Source organism: Candidatus Hydrogenedens sp. (assembly GCA_035378955.1).
Lineage (GTDB): Bacteria > Hydrogenedentota > Hydrogenedentia > Hydrogenedentales > Hydrogenedentaceae > Hydrogenedens.
In genome coordinates, this window is sequence record DAOSUS010000135.1 from 1 (window position 1) to 3437 (window position 3437).

The following is a 3437-nucleotide window of genomic DNA, read 5'->3' on the forward strand; positions in this document are numbered from 1 at the left end:
TATTTGGAATTCTATCATAGCCATAAAAACGAGCAATTTCTTCAATCAAATCTTCTTCAAGAGAAACATCGTGTCTCCATGATGGAACGATAAAATCAACTTCATTTTCATTTTCCTGTTTAATAGAAAAGCCCAATTTTATCATTGTTGTTTTCTGAAAATCTTTATCAATTTCTACACCTATTCTTTTTTTCGTCCGTTCATATCTGAGTTTTACATTTTTTCTTTGGATTTTTTTTGGATACTCGTCCAATATACCTTTTAATACTTTTCCACCTGCTAATTCTTGTATTAAAGAGGTTGCCCTATCAATAGCCCAAGTAACCATTTCCGGGTCTGCACCTCTTTGAAAATGTTGTGCTGCTTCCGTTAGAAGACTATGAGCACGAGCAGTTCTACGAATGGATACGGGGTCAAAATAAGCACTTTCTAAAAACACATTAACGGTATTATTATCTACTTCGCTATCTGCTCCACCCATAATTCCTGCCAGGGCTTGCGGTTTAATAGCATCTGCTATAACCATCTGGCTTGTGTTTAAAGTTCTGAGTTCTCCATCTAAAGTCCGTATTTGTTCCCCTTCTTTTGCAAGACGGACAACAATTCTATTTTCATTTAATTTATCGAAATCAAAAGCATGGAGAGGATGTCCTGTTTCAAGTAAAACAAAGTTAGTAATATCAACGACATTATTGATAGGTCGTTGTCCGGCACTGAGCAATTTACGAGCCAGCCAATCGGGTGAGGGTGCTATCTTGACATTTTGAATAACCCTTCCTGCATATCTTGGACAGAAATCGGGACAATCAATAGTAACACGGGATACCGAGGAAGCCGATTTTTCTATTTCAGAAATTTTTATTTGTGGGAGAGTCATAGGAATGTTGTAGTATGCAGATAATTCGCGAGCGAGACCTATGTAACTTGCCCAGTCTCCCCTATTCGGTGTAATTTCTATCTCAAAAATTACATCATCTAAACCTAAAACTTTTCTTATATCTTCTCCCAAAGGAGCTTCTGGGTGTAAAATAAGCAATCCTTCTGAGTCTTCTTCTACTTTTAATTCGGCTCCTGAACACATCATTCCAAAGGATTCAATTCCTCTCATTTTTCTTCTTGTAATTTTAAATCCTCCCGGAAGCATCGCCCCATCTATAGCCGTCGGGACTTTATCTCCTACTTTCATATTTTTAGCACCACATATAATTTGTAGAGGTTCCCCTTTTCCAATATCTATTTTGCATACAACGAGTTTATCTGCTTGTGGATGTGGTTGTATATCTAAAATCTTCCCTACAAATACATTTTCTATTTCTTTGCCGGGTTCTTCTATAGATTCAATCTCGAGCCCTAACATAGTCATTCTTTCAGCCAGTTCGCTAACACTTACAGAAAAATTACAATATTCTTTTAACCAGTTTAATGAAATTTTCATATTAGAACTGCTCCAAAAACTTTAAGTTGTTATCAAATAATAGATTTATTGAAGGGATAGCAAACTTTAGCATAGCCATTCTATCTATACCAAAGCCGAAGGCGTATCCTTGATATTTTTCATTATCGTAACCTGCATACTGAAAAACTTTGGGATAAACCATTCCACATCCCAAAATTTCAAGCCAACCACTATGTTTGCATACACGACAACCCTTGCCTTTGCAAACGGTGCATGAGATATCCATTTCTGCGGAAGGTTCTGTAAATGGGAAATAATGGGGGCGAAAACGGACTGCAGTATCTTCCCCGAAAAATTTATGGACAAAATACATTAAGGTCCCTTTCAAGTCAGCAAATGTGATATCCTCATCAACTAACAATCCCTCCATTTGATTAAACATAGGACTGTGACTTGCATCATTATCAACACGATATACCCTACCCGGGACAATCACCGCGACCGGAGGTTTCGTTTTTTCCATAACTCTCATCTGCACCGGAGAAGTATGGGTTCTTAAAACAACTCCAGATTTGATATAGAAAGTATCATGGACATCACGGGCTGGATGGTCTTCGGGAGTATTTAAACTTTCAAAGTTATAATATTCGGTTTCTACTTCAGGTCCAGAAGCAACTTGAAATCCCATTTGTATGAAAATACCTGTAATTTCGTTCATTACCTGATTAATAACATGCATATGCCCAATGCCCTGTGTCCTACCGGGCAAAGTTATATCTATCTGTTCTTTTTCTATTTTCTTTTGTAATTCTTTTTCTAAAACAATTTGATATTGTTTTTGTATATTATTGGTAATTATTTCTTTAATTTCGTTAGCAATACTTCCGACTTTAGGTCTTTCTTCAGGAAGTAAAGAACCTAATTTTTTCAATACTTCTGTTATTTTTCCTTTTTTCCCTAAAAATTCAACTCGAATTTGCTCTAAAATATCCGTTGTTTCTGCTTCTTTAATCTTCTGTAAAGCAAATTCTTTTATTTGTTCTAAGTCTTTTATCATATATATATTCCTATAAAAAGTTATTTAACTCTTTTATCTAAATATTGCTCTACCTAAACGGATTTCTGTAGCACCTTCTTCGATGGCTATTTCATAATCATCCGACATACCCATTGAAAGTGTTTTTAATTGGTATTTTTCTGCAATATTCCTCATTGTTCCAAAAATTTGTCTTAATACTTTTTCTTTTGCATTTATAGGTGCAATTGTCATTAGACCTCGAATATATAATGTATCAAATTTTTTTATTTTTTCATAAATTTCTTCAAACTCGCTTAATGAAAAGCCATGTTTGGTTTCTTCTCCTGAAATATTTAATTGGATAAGAATAGGTATTTTCTCTAAATTATCCTTAGTTATTCTTTTTTGAATTGTTTCTGCAACTTCTACTCTGTCCACAGAATCAACAAATTTACAATTTTGAAGAATAAGAGGAATTTTTTTTCTTTGTATAGTTCCTATCATGTGCCATTGTGTATCTGCAGGAGAATTTTTAATTTTTTCTAAAGCAAGTTCAATTCTATTTTCTCCAAAATGCCTTATTCCTAAATCATATACTATTTGCACATCTTCTATGGTCGCTGTTTTTGTAACAGCAACTATTGTAATTTCCTGTTCCGTAATGCCACTTTTTTTTCGTGCATTTTCTATTTTTTCTTTAATGACTTCCAGATTTATTTTTATATTTTCTTTATTTGTCATTTTCATATCTCACAAAAATTAACCCGAGCTGGGAATTTCCTCGGGCATTCCCTGACAACGGTCCCCTTCTGCTTTTCTAAGGATTGCTTTTTTCTCTGACACAGTCAATGGTAAATTGGCTTCTTGTTTAATTTTGATAATTAAGTCGGATGCTTCATCAAAGTTACTTGGACTTTCCCACCTTGCTTTATCCAAAACAGCAATAGATTCAAGGAATCGCCCTTGATTATATAAATCCATAGCATCCATTAAAAGAAGACGATAGTCTCCATAAGGGTCGCT

4 protein-coding genes are annotated in these 3437 nt (G+C 34.6%); all 4 read right to left on the reverse strand.

Translation table 11 applies throughout. The annotated features are described in order from the left end of the window. Nucleotides 1–1435 (reverse strand): phenylalanine--tRNA ligase subunit beta (pheT, locus tag PLA12_14585; GenBank protein HOQ33716.1); only part of this gene is annotated, 1435 nt, incomplete at its 3' end. A gap of 1 nt (nucleotide 1436) precedes the next feature. Further along, nucleotides 1437–2453 carry a phenylalanine--tRNA ligase subunit alpha gene (pheS, locus tag PLA12_14590; GenBank protein HOQ33717.1) on the reverse strand — a complete coding sequence of 339 codons (1017 nt, stop codon included), beginning with the start codon at nucleotides 2451–2453 and terminating at the stop codon, nucleotides 1437–1439. Nucleotides 2454–2486: 33 nt separating this feature from the next. Continuing rightward, entirely contained in the window at nucleotides 2487–3161 is a 675-nt protein-coding gene (locus PLA12_14595) for a YggS family pyridoxal phosphate-dependent enzyme (protein HOQ33718.1), read from the reverse strand. A 12-nt stretch (nucleotides 3162–3173) separates the two neighbouring features. Next, on the reverse strand, nucleotides 3174–3437 hold a 264-nt coding region (locus PLA12_14600), incomplete at its 5' end, for a hypothetical protein (protein ID HOQ33719.1).

Bases quoted from the DNA above. Each gene is read 5' to 3' on its own strand.
- pheS (HOQ33717.1), bottom strand. From the start codon at position 2,453: ATGATAAAAGACTTAGAACAAATAAAAGAATTTGCTTTACAGAAGATT.
- PLA12_14595 (HOQ33718.1), bottom strand. From the start codon at position 3,161: ATGAAAATGACAAATAAAGAAAATATAAAAATAAATCTGGAAGTCATT.